We start from the raw sequence: 14,017 nt of genomic DNA on the forward strand, positions 1-14,017 counted from the left end.
CCCAGCATAGTGAGCCGCGATACGCGCGCCCTGCCGCGCGCGGGTAGGCTGGGGAGTCATGAATGACGCGCCGATCGGGATCTTCGACTCCGGTGTCGGCGGGCTCACGGTGGCCAGGGCCATCCGCGCCCAGCTGCCCAGAGAATCCTTCGTCTACATCGGCGACACCGCGCACTCGCCCTACGGCCCGAAGCCGATCGCCGACGTGCGCCGCTACGCTCTCGAGGTGCTCGACACCCTGGTCGACCAGGGCGTGAAGATGCTCGTGATCGCCTGCAACACGGCCTCGGCGGCGATGCTGCGCGATGCGCGCGAGCGCTACGACGTCCCGGTGGTGGAGGTCATCGGCCCCGCGGTGCGCCGAGCCGTCTCGACCACGCGCAACGGCCGGGTCGGCGTGATCGGCACGGTCGGCACGATCGGCTCCCGCGCGTACCAGGACATGCTCGAGGTGAACGAGCGCCTGCAGGTCTTCACGGCCGCCTGTCCGCGGTTCGTCGAGTTCGTTGAGGCCGGGGTCACCGGAACCCCGGAGGTGCTCGCCGTCGCGGAGGAGTACCTCGCGCCGCTGCGAGAGGCCGACGTGGATACGCTCGTCCTCGGCTGCACGCACTACCCGTTCCTCCGCGGTGCCATCAGCTACGTGATGGGCGAAGGCGTGACCCTCGTGTCGAGCGATGACGAGACGGCCGGCGACGTCTACCGTCAGCTCGTGCGCGGCGATCTGCTGGCCCCTGCGGATGCCACCGCCACCTACGTCTACGAGGCGACGGGCGACTCGGCCGACGATTTCACCGCGCTCGCCAACCGGCTGATGGGCCGCGAGGTGCGCGACGTGCAGCTCGTCCACACCGGCGTCATCACCCTCCCCGACCCCGCGCTCGACGCGCGCTGATCCGCTCGCCCGTCCCGAACCGAGAGAAGCCCATGACCGACATCGTCCGTGCCGACGGCCGTTTCGCCTCGCAGCTGCGCGAGATCACCATCGAGCGCGGCTGGAGCGCGCAGGCCGAGGGATCGGCCCTAATCAGCTTCGGGGGCACCAAAGTGCTGTGCACCGCCTCGTTCACGAACGGCGTGCCGCGCTGGCTCACCGGCAAGGGCAAGGGCTGGGTGACGGCCGAGTACGCGATGCTCCCGCGCGCGACCAACAGCCGCAACGACCGCGAGAGCGTGAAGGGTCGCATCGGCGGTCGCACGCACGAGATCTCGCGGCTCATCGGCCGTGCCCTGCGCGCCGTGGTCGACACCAAGGCGCTCGGCGAGAACACGATCGTGATCGACTGCGACGTGCTGCAGGCCGACGGCGGCACCCGCACGGCGGCCATCACGGGCGCCTACGTCGCCCTTGCCGACGCCATCGAGTGGGGCCGCGAGAAGAAGTTCATCGGGCGCAACTCGACGCCGCTGCTCGACTCGGTCGCGGCGGTGTCGGTCGGGATCGTCGACGGCGAGCCCCTGCTCGACCTCGCGTACGTCGAGGACGTGCGCGCCGAGACCGACATGAACGTGGTCGTGACCGGTCGCGGCCTGTTCGTCGAGGTGCAGGGCACCGCCGAGGGGGCGCCGTTCGACAAGCGCGAGCTCGACGCGCTCCTGGAGCTGGGACTCGCGGGCTGCGAAGACCTGAAGGCGCGGCAGCTCGCGGCGCTGGCGGGGGAGTGACCGTGCGCGTCGTCCTGGCGACCCACAACCCGCACAAGGTCGAGGAGTTCCAGCAGATCGTCGCCCAGGCCAGGCCCGACCTGGAGGTGGTCGGCTATGACGGCCCCGAGCCCGTGGAGGACGGCGTGACCTTCGCGGAGAACGCGCTGCTCAAGGCCAGGGCGGCCGCCGCGCACACCGGGCTTCCGGCGCTCGCCGACGACTCGGGCATCTGCGTGGACGTGCTCGGCGGATCACCCGGTGTCTTCTCCGCGTACTGGGCCGGACAGAAGAAGGACGCGGTGGCGAACCGGGAGCTGCTGCTCGACCAGCTCCGCGACATCGCCGACCCGCACCGAGCCGCACACTTCACGTCGACGATCGCGCTCGTGGTCCCGGGTGGGGCCGAGCACGTGGTCGAGGGGATCTGGCCGGGACGGCTCGCGCACGCGGCGTCCGGCGACGGCGGCTTCGGCTACGACCCCGTGTTCGTCCCGGACGGCCAGGACGCGGGAGCCGAGCGCACGGTCGGGGAGTTCACCGCCGAGGAGAAGCAGGCGCAGTCGCACCGCGCCCGCGCCTTCACCGCCCTGATGCCCCTGCTCGCAGGACTCTGACCTGGGCGGTCGCGGAGAAGTCCTGCTGACGGTGAGAATCGTTACCCTTCCCGACTAGCCAGGATCGGCCGTTCCGGGGCGATCCCCGGTCTAGCCTGGAGGCATGCACGATCACGCGCCCGCGCCCGGCGGTCTCCGCTCGGCGAGCAGCAGACGCCTGCTCGCCATCTCGTTGACGCTGACCGCCACGGTCATGATCGTGCAGGTGGTCGGCGCTCTGCTCACCGGATCGCTGGCGCTGCTCGCCGACGCGGCCCACATGTTCACCGACGCCTCCGCGCTCGTGATCGCGCTCATCGCGGCCACCGTCGCCGCCCGACCCGCGGACGACCGTCGGACGTTCGGCTACCAGCGCGCCGAGGTCTTCGGCGCGCTGATCAACGCGGTGATCCTGATCGCGCTGGCCACCGTGGTGGCCGTCCAGGGGGTCGAGCGCCTGCTGAATCCGAACACGGTGGAGGTCGCCGGCGGTCTCATGCTCGTCGTCGCGGTCGTCGGCCTGGTGGCCAACGCCGTGTCGATGTGGCTGCTCAGCCGAGCCCAGAAGACCAGCATCAACGTGCGCGGGGCCTATCTCGAGGTGATGGGCGACCTGCTGGGCTCGCTGGCTGTCATCGTCGCGGCCGCCGTGATCCTGCTCACGGGCTGGATGCCGGCCGACGCCATCGCTTCGCTGTTCATCGCGGCCATGATCATCCCGCGGGCGATCTCGCTGTTGCGCGAGGTCTTCTCGGTGCTGTCCGAATCGGCTCCGAAGGGCACGGCCGTCAGCGAGATCCGCACACACCTGCTCGGCTATGCAGGGGTGGTCGGCGTGCACGACGTGCACGTGTGGCAGCTCACGCGCGGAGCCCCGGTGTTCACCGCCCACGTGAGTGTGGAGCCCGCACTCCTGGCGGACGGGCGCTCCGCCGCTCTCCTCGCCGAGATGCAGTCGTGCCTCGCCGACCACTTCGACGTGGCGCACTCCACCTTCCAGATCGAGCCAGCCGAGCAGTCGGACTGCGAGCCGCACCACGCGTGACACGGCGACCGGCGCTCACTCCTCGACGGTGATCTCGTCGGGGGTCTTGTCCGGCCGGAGGCCCCGCCACCGCGCGTGACGGAGGATGCCGTCCGGTGTCCAGTTGCCGAACTCGACCTCGCCCACGAGCTCCGGTCGCACCCACAGCGCGTCCGAGGCGTCGGGCCTCGGCACGCCGTCGAGCGGCGGAGCGGACACCCGCAGCGGCTCGAGGCGCGCCATCAGCTCGCGGAGCATCCGGTCGCTGAACCCCGTGCCGACCCGTCCGACGTAGCGCAGTTCTCCCTCGTCGGGCACGGCCAGCAGCAGGGACCCGAGCGTGCCGTCGCGTTCGCCCTTGCCCGGACGGATGCCCACGATCACGGCCTCCTGCATGCGCGTGTTCTTCAGCTTGAGCCAGGACGGTGAGCGGACGCCGGGGCGGTAGCGGGACGCGGGGTCCTTCACCACGACGCCCTCGAGACCGAACTCGTCGCTCGCGCCGAGGGCCGCGTCCACGTCGTCGAACACCGGCGGCACCTGGACCGGCGCCTCGAGGTCGGCGACCAGGTCTTCCAGCAGCGTGCGGCGTTCGCGCAGCGGCATGCCCGTGAGGTCGTGCCCGTCGAGCCGGAGCAGGTCGAACAGCATGTAGACGACGGGCGTGCGCACCACCTCGCGCTCGATCTCGCGCGGGCGGGTCAAGTGCATCCGGTTCTGCAACAGGGAGAAGCTCGGCCGTGCGTGGGCGTCGAACGCGACGATCTCCCCGTCGACGATCGCCTCGTCGACCGGGAGGAACGGCGCCCCATCGGCCGTGAGCTCGGGGTATCGCGCGGTGATGTCGGTGCCGCGCCGGGCGTGGAGCAGCATGCGACCGTCGCGCCAGGTGCCGATCGCCCGGATCCCGTCCCACTTCACCTCGACCCACGACGGGGAGCTGAGGCCCCGAGCGAGCGCCGGCGTGCCGGTCTCGGCGAGCATCGGGTCGAGCGAGGGCAGTGTGGTGCCCGCGGTGGGCGCGGCGGCGGTGGCCAGCGGGCGCCGCTTGCGGGCGGGGGACTCGGCCGGCCGGGATGTGGCGGCGACCGCGGACTCGCGCGCGGGAGGCGCCGCGACCGGAGCGGCGGTGTGGGTGGACGGGTGGAGCGATGCGAGCGGATCGATGCCCGAGGCGGCCCGTGCCAGCACCTCGTCGAGTTCGAGGTGCGCGAGCCCCGGATCGTCGAGCTCGTCCCACGTGCGCGGCGCCGCGACCCACGGCCGCTCGCGCCCCCGCAGCGAGTACGGGGAGATCGTGGTCTTCTTGGCGTTGTTCTGGCTCCAGTCGAGGAACACGCGCCCGCCGCGGACGGCCTTCGACATCACGCTGGTGGCGAGGTCGGGGTGCTCGTTCTCGATGATGCGGGCGAGCTCCTTCACGACCGCGGAGACCTCGGCGCTGGTCTGTTCCCCTGGCAGGGCGGCGTAGAGGTGGATGCCCTTGCTGCCGCTGGTCACCGGGAGCGGATCGAGCCCCATGCCCCGCAGGAGCACCCGGGCCAGGCGGGCGACCTCGGCGCACTCGGGCAGCCCGACGCCCGGACCGGGATCGAGGTCGAGCACCAGGCGGTCGGGGCGTCCGGGCAGACCGTCCGCCGTGAACCGCCACTGCGGCACGTGCAGCTCGATCGCGGCCACCTGGGCGAGCCACACCAGCGTCGGCACGTCGTCGACCAGCGGATACTCCTTCGGTCCGTCGGAGTGCTGGATGGCCTGGCGGGCGATCCACTCCGGGGCGCCGGGTTCGAGCTGCTTCGTGAAGAACGCGTCGGCCGGGGCCTCTGCGGTTCCCACCCCCTCCACCCAGCGCTTCCGGGTGACGGGGCGACCGTGCAGGAGCGGCAGCAGCTGCGGCGCGATCGCGGTGTAGTAGGCGATGATCTCGCCCTTGGTGGTGCCGGTGGCGGGGTACACGATCTTGTCGAGGTTCGTGACGCGCAGCCGTCGGCCGTCGATCTGCACGACCTGCGCCTCTCCCACCATGGGCCCAGCGTAGTCAAGGGCTGGTCGTGACAGGTGGGGCTGGTGTCTACTGGTGGGATGAGGACCATCTGGAAGGGCGCACTGACGTTCGGGCTCGTGAACGTCCCGGTCAAGGTGTACTCGGCGACGGAGGACCACGACGTGCCGCTGCATCAGGTGCACGACAAGGACGGCGGGCGCATCCGCTATCAGCGCACGTGCGAGGTGTGCGGCGAGACCGTCGCGTACTCCGACATCGACCGCGCCTACGTGGAGGACGGACAGACGGTCGTGCTCACCAAGGACGACCTCGCGGCCCTCCCGGCGGAGAAGAGCCGGGAGATCGACGTGGTCGAGTTCGTGCCGTCCGACCAGGTCGACCCGCTCACGCTCGACAAGCCCTACTACCTCGAGCCGGATTCGAAGTCGCCCAAGGCGTACGTGCTGCTTCGCAAGACGCTCGAGCAGACCGACCGCACGGCGATCGTGCGCTTCACCCTGCGGCAGAAGACGCGACTCGCGGCGCTGCGCGTGCGGGGCAAGGTGCTGGTGTTGCAGACGCTGCTCTGGTCGGACGAGGTGCGCGAGGCGGAGTTCCCCTCGCTCGACGAGGACGTGCGGATCTCGAAGAAGGAGCTCGAGCTGTCGTCCTCCCTGGTCGACAGCTACTCCGCCGACTTCGACCCGGAGGAGTTCGTCGACGAGTACCAGAAGGAGCTCCGGACCCTGATCGACGCGAAGATCGACGCGGGGGAGACCTTCGATGTCGCGGAGACCTTCGGAGACACCGAGAAGGCGGCGGACGGCGGCGAGGTGATCGACCTCATGGAGGCCCTGCGGGCGAGCGTGGCGCGGTCGAAGGAGAAGCGCGCGAAGAGCGCCGGCTGACGTGCCGGACCCGGCGGACCGGGTCAGTGCTTGCCGTCGCCGTCCAGGTCGGGCGCGCGGTCGAACACCTCGGGATCGAGGGCGAGCTCCTCGGCCTCGCGGTGGTCGGTCACCACATCCTCGCCCGCCGCCGCGGCCTTCTTCGCCTTGTGACGCTCCGTGAGGTAGTGCCACAGCGTGACCGCGGCCGTGCCACCGACGGCGATCAGGAGGATCACGTCGATGTAGTCGACGACGAGGTCGCGCACCCAGGGGATGTACGCGATCAGGTAGCCGACCATCGTGAGTCCGAAGCCCCACAGCATCGCGCCGATGAGGTTATAGAGGGTGTAGCGCCGCCACGGCATGTGGCCCACGCCGGCCGCGACCGGGGCGAAGGTGCGCACGATGGGGACGAAGCGGGCGAGGATCACGGTGATGCCGCCGAACCGCTCGAAGAAGGCGTTGGTGCGCTCGACGTTCTTCCTGCTGAAGAGGCCGGACTCCTTGCGTTCGAAGATGGCCGGACCGCCCTTGTGGCCGATGTAGTAGCCGACCTCGCCGCCGATGAACGCCGACAGCGCGATGAGGAGCGTGACGACCCAGATGTTCACGCCGAAGACGTTGCTGGTGTGGGTGAGCAGCCCGGCGATGATCAGGAGCGTGTCACCGGGGAGCAGGAAGCCGACCAGGAGCCCGGTCTCGGCGAACACGATGAAGCACACGACGAGCAGTGCCCAGGGCCCTGCCGCGGCGATGATCGTCTGCGGATCCAGCCAGGGGATGAGGGCGGTCGGTGCGTGCAGCATGCTTTCGAGCACGGAAGGAGTCCCGTCGGTCGTGAATTGTCGGCGGTAGTGCGATGAGGGATGCCACAGCACCCGTCGTGCGGAAGGTGGGACTTGAACCCACACGCCGTGAGGCACAGGAACCTAAATCCTGCGTGTCTGCCAATTCCACCACTCCCGCGCGGTGGGTTCAGTCTACTGACCCGGGCCGAGCTCCACTCTGGGGATCGGCCCGCAGTTTCCCGTCTCAGCGGCGCGGATCGCGCTCGAGTCCGACCGCCGCGACGACGGCTCCCGCGACCAGGGCGCCGAGCCCGCCCATCGCCATGTCCCCGATCGTGTCCTCGTAGGTGACGAAGATCTCCGTCGTGATGAACGTGCGGCCCGCCCACTCGACCATCTCCCACAGCGCGCTGGCCGCGAGTCCGATGAGCGGGCAGACGACGAGCGGGAGACGCGGGCGGAACGCGGGGGAGCCCTGGGGAGGGACGATGCCGAGGCGCGCGAGCACCACGTAGCCGGTGGCGGCGATCACACCCGTGCAGAGGAAGTGCACCACGAGGTCCCAGCCCGGCAGCGAGCGGTACAGGTCGAACACGTTGCTCACGGCCGCGATCAGCACGATCGCTCCGACCGCGAGGTCGGCTCCCCCGCGCAAGCCGAGCGCACGGGGCAGCATGAGCGCCGGGAGCGCGAACGCCAGCACGCCCGCGTCGGTGGGGGTCGACCAGATCGCCGCGATGATCACGCTCAGCACGCCGATCGCCCGCACGCCGTCGGCCGCGTACTCGGCGACGGTGCGGGGCGGGCGGAGGAAGTCGTCTTTCATGCGCCCTCCCCGAGGGGACCCGGTGCCGGCGGAGCGAAGTCGACCAGGGCCTGAACCGGAAGGTGGTCCGACGGCCAGCCGCCACCGTGCTGCCGCGGATCGACCCCCGCCCGGACCACGTGCACCTCCGCGGACGCGAGGATCGCATCGATGCGTCGGCCGACCCGGGGCGTCCGGTAGTGCGCGAACGTGCCCCACGCCGGCGTCGCCCTGGTGTCTGCCACACGCCAGGTGTCGCGCAGCACCCCGTCCGCGGTGAGCGCCCGCCACGGCGCCGAGCCCTCGGCCGCGTTGAGGTCTCCGGTGACGACGACCGGAGTCCCCGCTGCGACCGCCGCGGCGTGCACCTCTGCGGCCTGCCGCCTCCGCGCCCACGGCGAGAACGCGTCCAGGTGCGTGTTGAGGAGCGTGAACTCGACCCCGCAGCGACGGTCGCGGAACCGCGCGCCCACGACGACCCGCGGAAGGACGCTCGTCCACGCGATCGAGCCCGGCACCTCGGGACGGTCGGACAGCGCGCGCTGCCATCCGTCGAGCAGCTCGAGCCGCTCCCTGTCGTAGAACACCGGGCATCCCTCGCCGCGGGGACCGGGACGCCGACCGTGGCCGATCGAGCCGTATGCGGGGCCGAGGGCCGCCCGGATCGCACGCGCCTGCGCGGGCAGCGACTCCTGCACCGCGAGCACCGTCGGCTGCTCGGCGCGCAGCATCGCGGCGACGTGGTCCCGGCGGGTGGCCCAGCGGTCGGCCGCCCGCACCGCCAGCACACCGAGGTCGCGGCGCACGTTGACGCTCATGATCAGCAGCTCGGTGTCGCGCGGACGGCCGAGGAGCGGCGCGCTCACGCCCGCCACCTCGCTGGAGCGGCGACGCCGAGCCGATGCAGCGTGCGGCGCAGGGCCAGCCGCGTCCACCGCACGGGCGGGAAGTCCTCCGGCCAGTGGATCAGCACCGTGCGGACGCCGCGGTGCACGCGGCGGGCGAACGAACGGCCGCTGTGGAAGGGACGCATCGAGATGCCCATCCCCGCCTCGCGCGCCCAGCGGATGCGGTGGCGTTCGCCGAGGTGGAACGCGAGGTCGAGGTCGTCGTGCACCTCGGGGTCGTCGCGGTGCACGCGGTCGCGCACGTCGCGCCACGCCCAGCGCCGGAGCGCGAGGTTCGAGCCGAACAGCGGTGCATGTCCGAGGGCGCTGCCGCACACCAGGGCGTAGGCGAGCAGATACGCGGTCGCGAGCGGGCGGCGCAGCGGTCGCGGTCCGTCGAGGAAGAGCGCGCCCCCGGTCCACGCCGCGACCCCGGGGTCGCGCACGCAGGCCGCGAGCATGACCTCGACCCACTGCCGGTCCGGGATGCAGTCGGCATCGAGACGCAGGAGCACGTCTCCCGACGCGGCGTCGTAGCCGGCTGCGCTCGCCGCGGCCGTGCCGGGTGTCGCGCAGTGGATGAGCCGCACGCCGTGGGCGGACGCGACCGCGCCGGACGCGTCGGTGGAGGCGTTGTCGACCACCAGGATCTCGTCCGGGGCGCGCGTCTGCGCGGCGAGTGCCGTGAGGCAGCGGTGCAGTTCGGCGGCGTCGTCCTTGACCGGGATCACCACCGTGACGGTGGGGTCGGGGGTGGCTGGTGTGGCGCGCTGCACGTCGTCTCCTCGCGGCTCGTCGGCCCAGCGTAGGCGGCGGGTGGGACCTGCCGCGACACGGTTGACAGCGCCCGGGGGTGGTCGATAGGGCGGTGTGGATAACTCCGGAGGGGCCGCGGCGATCCTTGTCAGGATGCTCGGGTGATCCATCCCTCCACGGCCATCGCCGAACACGTCCGTCGTCGCCTGCGTGCCGAGGGCGTCGACCCGGCCGACGACCCGGAGCGTGCGAGATCCATCGCGCGCTCGGAGGTGCGGCGCTACGACGATCTCGCGCTGGCGCGCGGGGCGGAGCCCGTGGACGACGAGAGCGCGTGCATCAGGGAGGTGCTCGCCGCGATCGGCGGCTTCGGGGTCCTGCAGCCGCTCCTCGATGCGCCGGACATCGAGGAGATCTGGGTCAACGGCGACGGCGGCGTGCACGTGGCCCGCGGCGGCACATCCGAGCGCACCGGCCTGCGCCTCGACGAGACCGTCGTGCGCGACCTCGTGGAGCGCATGCTGCACTCCTCGGGACGCCGCGTCGACATCGGCCGGCCGTTCGTCGACGCGTCGCTGCCCGACGGCTCTCGGCTGCACGTCGCGATCGCCGACGTGGTGCGCGGCGCGTGGAGCGTGAACATCCGCAAATTCCTCACCGGGCACCGCACGCTGGACGAGCTCGTCGCGCAGGGCTCGCTGCCGCCCGCGACGGCGGCGGAGCTGGCGACCGCCATGCGCGAGGGGGCGACCGTGATCGTGTCCGGGGCGACGCACGCGGGCAAGACGACGATCCTCGGGGCGCTTCTCGCGGCGTGCGCGTCGTCTCAGCGCATCGTCACGGTGGAGGAGACCTTCGAGCTCGCGGTCGGCGGGCCCGACGTGGTGGCGTTGCAAGGACGGCAGCCCAGTCTGGAGGGCACGGGGGAGATCACCCTGCGACGGCTGGTGAAGGAGGCGCTGCGCATGCGCCCGGATCGGCTCGTGGTCGGCGAGGTGCGCGACGCCGAGGCTCTCGACCTCGTCCTGGCGCTCAACACCGGCGTGCCGGGGGCGTGCACGGTGCACGCCAACAGCGCGGCCGAGGCGATCGAGAAGCTCTGCCTGCTGCCCCTGCTCGCCGGACGGAACATCGACCGAGGTTTCATCGCTCCCGCCCTGGCATCCGCGATCGACCTCGTGGTGCACTGCGAGCGGGATCGGGAAGGACGACGCCGCGTCCGCGAGATCCTCGCCCCGTCGGGTGAGGTCCGCGACGGCCGTGTGCACTGCCGGACGGTGTACGACGCGACCGCGGAAGCGCGGGACCGGGTGGCATCGTTCGCGGACCTCGTCGGGGGAGCACAGGCGTGAGCGTGCTGCTCGGGGCGATGCTGGCGGCCGGCCTGCTCCTGCTGCTTGCGCCCTGGCTGTGGCCGGTGGAGCGACGGGCACCCCGTGCGATTGCGCAGGGGCGCCTGACGCGGCTCGGGGAGGAGGCCGGTTTTCCCGCGCTTCCCGCCTCGGCGCTGATCGCCGCGATCGCCGCGGCGGCCCTCATCGCCGGATCGATCGTCTGGCTCATGACCGGGGTCGTGGTGCTCGCCGCGCTGGCGATCCTCGCGGGAGGGGTCGCCCCCGTCGCCTTCCTGCGCGGCCGGAGGCGGCGGCTGCGGCGACTGCGCCGGCAGCTCTGGCCCGACGTGTGCGATCTGCTGATCGCGTCGATCAGGGTCGGGCTGTCGCTCCCGGACGCGGTGGCGTCGCTCGGCGAGTCCGCACCGCCCGCACTCCGCCCCGCTTTCCGCGCGTTCGCTCGGGACCTGGAAGGCAGTGGCCGGTTCGAGTCGAGCCTCGACCGGCTGAAGGATGCGCTCGCCGACCCGATCGGCGATCGCATCGTCGAGACCCTGCGGATGGCGCGGCAGGTCGGGGGCACCGAGCTGATCGGGGTGCTGCGCGCCCTGTCGGCGTCGGTCAGGGCGGATGCGGCGCTGCGCGGAGAGGTCGAGGCACGGCAGTCGTGGATCCGCGGGGCCGCGGTGCTGGGGGCGGTCGCGCCCTGGGTCATCCTGACGCTGCTGGTGCTGCGACCCGAGGGAGCCAAGGCCTACGGCACCCCCGAGGGGGTGGTGGTGATCTGCGTCGGCGCCGTGGTGTCGGTCGCGGCCTTCCGCATCATGGTCCGCATCGGGCGTCTCCCCGAGCCGCGGCGGTGGTTCGGATGACCGGGATCACGGCGCTCGCGGCCGCGGTCCTGCTGGGAGGCGGTTTCGCGGCCGGGGTCCTCCTTCTGCTCGCGCGGCTGCCTCGGTGGCGGGCGGCACCGCTGATGTCTCGGATCGCCCCCTACGTGCGCGACGTGGTGGACGATGAGCGGCTGCCGGCGACGGCGCTTCCGGGCGTCGGACGCCTCCCCGCGCACCGGAGCTCGCCGGGCGAGCGGGTGCGCGATGCCCTCGAGCGTCTGGTGGGCGACGGCGACGTGCTGCGCAAGCGCCTGGCGCAGGCGGGGTCGGCGCTGAGTCCTGTCGCGTTCCGGGGCAGACAGCTCGCCTGGACGCTGGCGGGCATCGCGACCGGTGCGATCGCGGTGATCGTGCTCGTGCTCACCGGTCGCTGGTCGGTGCCGATCGGTGTGATCCCGGTGCTCGCCGGCACGACGGCCGCGATCGGCTACGACATGCAGCTCTCCGCCCGCGTCAGGGCTCGGCGCACGCGGCTCGCCGACGAACTGCCGACGACCCTCGAGTTCCTGGCGCTGTGCCTCTCGGCCGGCGAGAGCTTCCTCGACGCGGTGCGGCGCGTGGCCGGGTTGGGGTCGGGTGAGCTGACCGGGGAACTGCGCCGCGTCGTGCTGGAGGTGGGGACCGGGTCGACGCTCGCGGAGGGGCTGGGCGATATGGCCGCACGGCTGGAGCTGCCCGGCCTCTCGCGCGCGGTGGACCAGATCGTCGCCGCACTGGAGCACGGAGCACCGCTGGCCGCCGTGTTGCACGCCCAGGCCGGGGACGCGCGGGAGGAGGCCAAGCGCACCCTCATCGAGCAGGCGGGGCGCAAGGAGATCCTGATGCTCCTGCCGCTGGTGTTCCTGATCCTGCCGCTGTCGGTGGTGTTCGCGATCTATCCCGGGCTGTTCATCCTGCGGCTCGGCCTCGGTTGACGCGCCGGGCGCAGGGCCTGTGGATAACCGCGGACGCGGGTGGGCGCTCCCGGGCAGACTGAGGGCATGATCACACGCCTGCGTTCCCCGCTCCGTGCCCTCGCCGACGACGAGAGGGGAGACGTCCCCGGCTGGGTGCTCGTGACGCTCATGACGGCGGGGTTGGTCGTGGTGATCTGGGCGGTCGCGGGGCCCGCGCTGACGTCGCTTTTCGAGCAGGCGATCCAGCGGGTGTCGGGTCTCTGACGTGCCCCTCCGTGCGGCCGTGATCGATGACCGCGGGTCGAACCCGGTGGAGTTCGTCCTGGTCGGCACGCTCCTCACCGCCCTCACCCTCGCGGTGCTGCAGTTGGCGCTCGCGGTCTACGTGCGCAACGTGGTGCACGACGCGGCGGTGGAGGGCGCCTACTATGCGGCCCTCGCAGACGTCTCGCTCGGCGAGGGGAAGCAGCGCACGCAGGACGTGATCACCCGCGCGATCGGCCCCGCCTACGCGGACGACGTCGCCGTCGGGACGTCGCGCGTCGCGGACCGGGAGTCGGTCGACGTGCGGGTGCGGACCAGCCTGCCGGTGTTCGGCCTGATCGGCGTGCCGTATGGGCTGCAGGTCGAGGCTCACGCACCGGCGGAGTCGTTCGATGCGGGATGATCGCGGCTCGAGCTCCCTGGAGTTCATCGCCGCCGGGGTTCTGATGCTCGTGCCGCTGCTGTATCTGGTGATCGTGCTGGGCTCCGTTCAGGAGCAGACGCTGGGGGTCGAGGCCGCCGCCCGGCACGCGGCGCGCGTGATCGCGACCGCTCCCGACGCGAGGACGGCCGCCTCCCAGGGTGATGCGGTGCTGTCGAGCATCGCATCGCAGTACGGCATCGACGACGACGACGTGCAGTTGGCCGTGACGTGTCTGCCACAGGGCGTTCCGTGCCCGTCCGCCGGTGCGACCGTCATGGTCTCGGTCGCCACCAGCGCCCGCCTGCCGTTCGTACCCGCGGTCCTGGGCCTGGACAGAGCCGTGTCGGTGCCGATCGAGGCCGTGTCGGCGCAGAAGGTGTCGCGTCAGTGGGGTGCCGAGTGAAGGCGGGGGACGCCGCCCGGGGCACGGACGCGGAGGAGGGGAGCGTGCTGCTGCTCGTGCTCGGCTACGTGCTGCTCGCGCTCGCCGTGATCTTCGTGTGCGCCTGCGCCACCGACCTGTACATCGCCCAGAAGCGCCTGGACGCCCTCGCCGATGCGGCCGCGCTCGCCGGAACCGACGGCTTCGTCCTCACGGTGCAGGGGGAGACGCCGCGCGCGGAACTCACGGACGAGGCGGTGGCGGCGCAGGCCCGGCCGCTCGTCGAAGGTGCGGGCGGGGAGGAGGTGCTGGTGTCGGCGACCTCCCCGGACGGGGCTTCGGCCCGCGTGACCGTTCGCACGGCGTGGCATCCACCGCTCGTGTCGCCGTTCGTGCCGGAGGGTCTCACGCTGCAGGCGACCGCGACGAGCCGCACCGCCCTGCGGTGAC

General features: G+C 72.0%; 17 protein-coding genes and 1 tRNA gene. 12 read left to right on the forward strand and 6 right to left on the reverse strand.

Annotated features, from left to right (window positions below):
- Nucleotides 1-58: 58 nt before the first annotated feature.
- The 4 genes from murI (at nucleotide 59) to ACFWCH_RS17330 (ending at nucleotide 3,285) form a co-directional block, all read left to right on the forward strand.
- Entirely contained in the window at nucleotides 59-895 is an 837-nt protein-coding gene (gene murI, locus ACFWCH_RS17315; protein WP_136030623.1) for a glutamate racemase, read from the forward strand.
- Between the two features lie 32 nt (nucleotides 896-927).
- Nucleotides 928-1,665, forward strand: coding sequence for a ribonuclease PH (gene rph / locus ACFWCH_RS17320; RefSeq protein WP_378803925.1), 738 nt, complete (start codon nucleotides 928-930; stop codon nucleotides 1,663-1,665).
- Nucleotides 1,662-2,261 (forward strand): RdgB/HAM1 family non-canonical purine NTP pyrophosphatase, encoded by a 600-nt coding sequence (rdgB, locus tag ACFWCH_RS17325; RefSeq protein ID WP_136030627.1) that lies wholly within the window; start codon nucleotides 1,662-1,664, stop codon nucleotides 2,259-2,261. The genes rph and rdgB overlap by 4 nt, the downstream gene beginning before the upstream one ends.
- A gap of 103 nt (nucleotides 2,262-2,364) precedes the next feature.
- Nucleotides 2,365-3,285: a cation diffusion facilitator family transporter gene (locus ACFWCH_RS17330; RefSeq protein WP_378803926.1), complete on the forward strand. Its 921-nt coding sequence runs from the start codon at nucleotides 2,365-2,367 to the stop codon at nucleotides 3,283-3,285.
- Between the two features lie 15 nt (nucleotides 3,286-3,300).
- Here ACFWCH_RS17330 and ligD read toward each other — a convergent pair whose 3' ends face one another.
- Nucleotides 3,301-5,289: a non-homologous end-joining DNA ligase gene (gene ligD / locus ACFWCH_RS17335; RefSeq protein WP_378803927.1), complete on the reverse strand. Its 1,989-nt coding sequence runs from the start codon at nucleotides 5,287-5,289 to the stop codon at nucleotides 3,301-3,303.
- Nucleotides 5,290-5,346: 57 nt separating this feature from the next.
- Between ligD and ACFWCH_RS17340 the strand changes: the two genes are divergently transcribed.
- Nucleotides 5,347-6,156, forward strand: a complete 810-nt coding sequence (locus ACFWCH_RS17340) for a Ku protein (protein ID WP_136030633.1) — start codon at nucleotides 5,347-5,349, stop codon at nucleotides 6,154-6,156.
- A 23-nt stretch (nucleotides 6,157-6,179) separates the two neighbouring features.
- Here the strand turns inward: ACFWCH_RS17340 and ACFWCH_RS17345 are convergent, their stop codons facing one another.
- The 5 genes from ACFWCH_RS17345 to ACFWCH_RS17365 all read right to left on the reverse strand — a co-directional run bounded on the left by ACFWCH_RS17345 (nucleotide 6,180) and on the right by ACFWCH_RS17365 (nucleotide 9,394).
- Nucleotides 6,180-6,944, reverse strand: coding sequence for a DedA family protein (locus ACFWCH_RS17345; protein WP_136030635.1), 765 nt, complete (start codon nucleotides 6,942-6,944; stop codon nucleotides 6,180-6,182).
- 78 nt (nucleotides 6,945-7,022) lie between these two features.
- Nucleotides 7,023-7,104, reverse strand: a tRNA-Leu gene (locus tag ACFWCH_RS17350).
- A gap of 66 nt (nucleotides 7,105-7,170) precedes the next feature.
- Nucleotides 7,171-7,752, reverse strand: a complete 582-nt coding sequence (locus tag ACFWCH_RS17355) for a hypothetical protein (RefSeq protein ID WP_378803928.1) — start codon at nucleotides 7,750-7,752, stop codon at nucleotides 7,171-7,173.
- Complete coding sequence (locus ACFWCH_RS17360) at nucleotides 7,749-8,597, reverse strand: endonuclease/exonuclease/phosphatase family protein (protein ID WP_378803929.1); 849 nt, start codon at nucleotides 8,595-8,597, stop codon at nucleotides 7,749-7,751. Before ACFWCH_RS17360 ends, ACFWCH_RS17355 begins: the two co-directional genes overlap by 4 nt.
- Entirely contained in the window at nucleotides 8,594-9,394 is an 801-nt protein-coding gene (locus ACFWCH_RS17365; protein WP_378803930.1) for a glycosyltransferase family A protein, read from the reverse strand. The genes ACFWCH_RS17360 and ACFWCH_RS17365 overlap by 4 nt, the downstream gene beginning before the upstream one ends.
- A gap of 141 nt (nucleotides 9,395-9,535) precedes the next feature.
- Here ACFWCH_RS17365 and ACFWCH_RS17370 point away from each other — a divergent pair, with 141 nt between their 5' ends.
- From ACFWCH_RS17370 to ACFWCH_RS17400, 7 genes are all read left to right on the forward strand, one after another.
- A complete protein-coding gene (locus tag ACFWCH_RS17370; protein ID WP_378803931.1) occupies nucleotides 9,536-10,726 on the forward strand; it encodes a CpaF family protein in 1,191 nt (396 codons plus the stop codon).
- Nucleotides 10,723-11,580 (forward strand): type II secretion system F family protein, encoded by an 858-nt coding sequence (locus ACFWCH_RS17375; protein WP_378803932.1) that lies wholly within the window; start codon nucleotides 10,723-10,725, stop codon nucleotides 11,578-11,580. Before ACFWCH_RS17370 ends, ACFWCH_RS17375 begins: the two co-directional genes overlap by 4 nt.
- Nucleotides 11,577-12,515 (forward strand): type II secretion system F family protein, encoded by a 939-nt coding sequence (locus ACFWCH_RS17380; protein WP_378803933.1) that lies wholly within the window; start codon nucleotides 11,577-11,579, stop codon nucleotides 12,513-12,515. Before ACFWCH_RS17375 ends, ACFWCH_RS17380 begins: the two co-directional genes overlap by 4 nt.
- Nucleotides 12,516-12,581: 66 nt before the next feature.
- Nucleotides 12,582-12,761 carry a hypothetical protein gene (locus ACFWCH_RS17385; protein WP_136030645.1) on the forward strand — a complete coding sequence of 60 codons (180 nt, stop codon included), beginning with the start codon at nucleotides 12,582-12,584 and terminating at the stop codon, nucleotides 12,759-12,761.
- Nucleotide 12,762: 1 nt separating this feature from the next.
- Complete coding sequence (locus ACFWCH_RS17390) at nucleotides 12,763-13,164, forward strand: TadE/TadG family type IV pilus assembly protein (protein WP_378803934.1); 402 nt, start codon at nucleotides 12,763-12,765, stop codon at nucleotides 13,162-13,164.
- Nucleotides 13,154-13,588, forward strand: a complete 435-nt coding sequence (locus ACFWCH_RS17395; protein WP_136045844.1) for a TadE family protein — start codon at nucleotides 13,154-13,156, stop codon at nucleotides 13,586-13,588. Before ACFWCH_RS17390 ends, ACFWCH_RS17395 begins: the two co-directional genes overlap by 11 nt.
- On the forward strand, nucleotides 13,585-14,016 hold the full coding sequence (locus ACFWCH_RS17400; RefSeq protein ID WP_136035714.1) for a hypothetical protein: 432 nt from the start codon (nucleotides 13,585-13,587) through the stop codon (nucleotides 14,014-14,016). Before ACFWCH_RS17395 ends, ACFWCH_RS17400 begins: the two co-directional genes overlap by 4 nt.
- Nucleotide 14,017: the final 1 nt, after the last annotated feature.

The sequence above is a fragment of the Microbacterium sp. NPDC060132 genome, assembly GCF_042729675.1.
Taxonomy (GTDB): Bacteria; Actinomycetota; Actinomycetes; order Actinomycetales; family Microbacteriaceae; genus Microbacterium; species Microbacterium sufflavum.

Bases quoted from the DNA above. Each gene is read 5' to 3' on its own strand.
- murI (WP_136030623.1), top strand. From the start codon at position 59: ATGAATGACGCGCCGATCGGGATCTTCGACTCCGGTGTCGGCGGGCTC.
- rph (WP_378803925.1), top strand. From the start codon at position 928: ATGACCGACATCGTCCGTGCCGACGGCCGTTTCGCCTCGCAGCTGCGC.
- ACFWCH_RS17330 (WP_378803926.1), top strand. From the start codon at position 2,365: ATGCACGATCACGCGCCCGCGCCCGGCGGTCTCCGCTCGGCGAGCAGC.
- ligD (WP_378803927.1), bottom strand. From the start codon at position 5,289: ATGGTGGGAGAGGCGCAGGTCGTGCAGATCGACGGCCGACGGCTGCGC.
- ACFWCH_RS17340 (WP_136030633.1), top strand. From the start codon at position 5,347: ATGAGGACCATCTGGAAGGGCGCACTGACGTTCGGGCTCGTGAACGTC.
- ACFWCH_RS17345 (WP_136030635.1), bottom strand. From the start codon at position 6,944: ATGCTGCACGCACCGACCGCCCTCATCCCCTGGCTGGATCCGCAGACG.
- ACFWCH_RS17355 (WP_378803928.1), bottom strand. From the start codon at position 7,752: ATGAAAGACGACTTCCTCCGCCCGCCCCGCACCGTCGCCGAGTACGCG.
- ACFWCH_RS17380 (WP_378803933.1), top strand. From the start codon at position 11,577: ATGACCGGGATCACGGCGCTCGCGGCCGCGGTCCTGCTGGGAGGCGGT.
- ACFWCH_RS17385 (WP_136030645.1), top strand. From the start codon at position 12,582: ATGATCACACGCCTGCGTTCCCCGCTCCGTGCCCTCGCCGACGACGAG.
- ACFWCH_RS17395 (WP_136045844.1), top strand. From the start codon at position 13,154: ATGCGGGATGATCGCGGCTCGAGCTCCCTGGAGTTCATCGCCGCCGGG.